General features: G+C 75.6%; 2 protein-coding genes. Both read right to left on the bottom strand.

What is annotated here, in order from left to right; all coding sequences use genetic code 11:
- On the bottom strand, positions 1 to 918 hold a 918-nt coding region (locus ABTY15_RS39505), incomplete at its 3' end, for a beta-ketoacyl synthase N-terminal-like domain-containing protein (RefSeq protein ID WP_502893696.1).
- Positions 919 to 966: 48 nt separating this feature from the next.
- On the bottom strand, positions 967 to 2,970 hold a 2,004-nt coding region (locus tag ABTY15_RS39500), incomplete at its 5' end, for a type I polyketide synthase (protein WP_350607566.1).

Here is a 2,970-nt window from a genome sequence, read left to right as displayed (position 1 = left end):
GTTCGACGCACCGTCCTGGTTGATCGCCGACCCGCGGACCACGGCCAGGACGGGGTGCCCGTTGCGCCGGGCGTCGGAGAGCCGCTCGACCAGCACCATGCCGACGCCCTCGCCCCAGCCGGTGCCGTCCGCGTCGTCGGAGAACGCCTTGCAACGGCCGTCGGTGGCCAGGCCGCGCTGGCGGCTGAACTCGACGAAGGTGCCAGGGGTGGACATCACCGTCACGCCGCCCGCCAGCGCCATGGTGCACTCGCCGCTGCGCAGCGCCTGGACAGCCAGGTGGAGTGCCACCAGCGAGGACGAACAGGCCGTGTCGACGGTGACCGCCGGCCCCTCCAGCCCGAAGGTGTACGAGACGCGGCCCGAGGCGACGCTGCCGAAGCTGCCCGTGCCGAGGTGGCCCTCGACGCCCTCGGGCACGGCACCCAGCCGGCTGGCGTACTCGTGGTACATCAGGCCGGCGAACACGCCGGTGCGGCTGCCCTTGAGCGTGCGCGGGTCGATGCCGGCCCGTTCGAACGCCTCCCAGGACGTCTCCAGCAGCAGCCGCTGCTGCGGGTCCATGGCGAGCGCCTCGCGCGGCGAGATGCCGAAGAACGCCGGGTCGAACGAGCCGGCGTCGTAGAGGAAGCCGCCCTGGTTGACGTAGCTGGTGCCGTGCGCGTCCGGGTCGTCGTCGATCAGCGCGTCGGCGTCCCAGCCTCGGTCGGCGGGGAAGCCGCCGATGGCGTCCGTCCCGGTGGCCGCCAGCTGCCACAGGTCCTCGGGCGAGGCCACCCCGCCGGGGTAGCGGCAGGCCATGCCGACGATCGCGATCGGCTCGCGGTCGCGCTCCTCCATGTCCCGCAGCCGCCGCCGGGCATTGCGCAGGTCGGCGGTGGCGCGCTTGAGGTAGTCGCGCAGCTTGTCCTCGTTCAGCATGTCCGTCCGCTCCTTGCGGCAAAGAAAAGGGGGGTGGCGCCCGGGTCAGGAGGTCTCGAGCTCGTCGTCGAGCAGGTCGAAGAGCTCGTCGTCGGTCGCCGTGTCGAGGTCGCGGTGGTCGTCGACGGGGTCAGCCGGGCCGCTGAGGGCGTCCCGCCACTGTGTGAGCAGGGCCTGAAGGCGGAGGGTGACCCGCGCGCCGGTCTCCGCGTCGGTCGGGGTGCCTGCCAGGGCCTCGGCGAGGCGGTCGAGTTCGGCGAAGACGCCGGGCCCGGCCGGGTCCCCGTCCTGCGGGACGGCGGCGGACAGGTGGGCGACCAGGTCGGCGGGGCTCGGGTGGTCGAAGATCAGCGTCGCGGGCAGCCGCAGGCCGGTGACCGCGGTGAGGCGGTTGCGCAGTTCGACGGCGGTCAGCGAGTCGAAGCCGAGTTCGCGGAACGCGTGGCCGGGCTGGACGGCGGCCGCGCCCGCGTAGCCGAGGACGGCGGCGACCTGGCCGCAGACCACGTCCAGCAGGATCCGCTCCCGGTCCTGCGCCGACTGCCCGGCGAGCCGCCGGCGCAGGTCCGCGGCCGGATCGGCCTCGGCCGCCCGCGCGGCGCGGCGGACGGGCGGCGGCACGAGGGACCGCAGCAGGGCCGGCACCTGGCCGCCCTGGGCGGCCGCGGCCCGCACAGTGGCCAGGTCGAGCCGGGCGGGCACCAGCACCGGGTGGTGCGGCAGGGCGGTGGCCGTGTCCAGCAGGGCCAGACCCTCGGCAACCGACAGCGCGGCCACCCCGCCCCGGGCCATCCGCTCGACGTCGGCGCCGGCCAGCGTGTCCGCCATGCCGCCGTCGTCCGCCCACAGGCCCCAGGCGAGCGAGGCCGCCGGGAGACCCGCGGCGTGCCGGTGCTCGGAGAGGGCGTCGAGGAAGCTGTTCGCAGCCGCGTAGTTGGCCTGGCCGGCCGCGCCGAACACCCCGGCGAGGGACGAGAACAGCACGAACGCGGCGAGCGGGCGGTCCTTGGTCAGTTCGTGCAGGTTCCAGGCCGCATCGACCTTCGGGCGCAGCACGGCGGCCAGCCGCTCGGGGGTCAGGGACGTGATGATGCCGTCGTCCAGGACTCCGGCGATGTGGACCACCGCCGTCAGGTCCGTGCCGTCCAACCGCCGTGCCAGCGCGTCCCGGTCGGCCGCGTCGCAGGCGGCGAACGCCGTCTCGGCGCCGAGCGCGGCCAGGTCGGCCGCCAACTCCACTGCGCCCGGGGCGGCTTCGCCGCGACGGGAGACCAGCAGCAGACGACGGACGCCGCGCTCCGCCACCAGGTGACGGGCGACCTGTCGGCCGAGCGCACCAGTGGCTCCCGTCAGCAGGACCGTGCCGCCGCCGAGGGCGTCCGTGCCGTCCGTGCCCGGCGCGGCGGTCTCGGTGACGCGCAGCAGGCGCAGGGCGGTGGCGCTGCCCGCGCGGAGCACCAGCTGCGGTTCGTCGCTGCCGAGCGCGCAGGACAGGGCCCGCAGCGAGGCGGGGTCACCGTCCACGTCGACCACCGTGATCCGGCCCGGGTGCTCCGACTGGGCCGACCGCAGCAGGCCCCGGACAGCCGCAGCGGGAAGGTCACCCGCGCCCGCGCCGGCCGACTTCCGGGTCACCACGACCAGGCGGGAGTCGGCGAACGCGTCCGCCGCCAGCCATTCCTGTACCAGGGCGAGCACGTCCCGGACGGCCGCGTGGGTGGCGGCCGCCGCGGCGGGGTCCTCCGCGGCGGGGAGGGCTACCACCAGGATGTCGGGGACGACACCGCCCTCGGCGGCGTCCGCCAGGTCCGCGAAGGCGATCGCGCCGGCCAGGCCCAGGTCGTCCCCGCCCAGGACACCGATCACACCGTCGGGCGCCGACACCGGCAGCGAGACAGGGGTCCACTCCGGACGGAAGAGCGCATCATGGCCACCCTGCGCGGCGAGCTGCTCCGGGGAGAACGCCCTCAGCACCAGGGAGTCGACCGTCGCGACAGGTGCACCGGAGGCATCGGCCACCGCGAGCGAGACCGCCTCAGCCCCCACAGC

Source organism: Kitasatospora sp. NPDC097643, from assembly GCF_040302625.1.
Classification (GTDB): Bacteria; Actinomycetota; Actinomycetes; order Streptomycetales; family Streptomycetaceae; genus Kitasatospora.
This window is presented reverse-complemented; position numbering and strand designations above follow the sequence as displayed.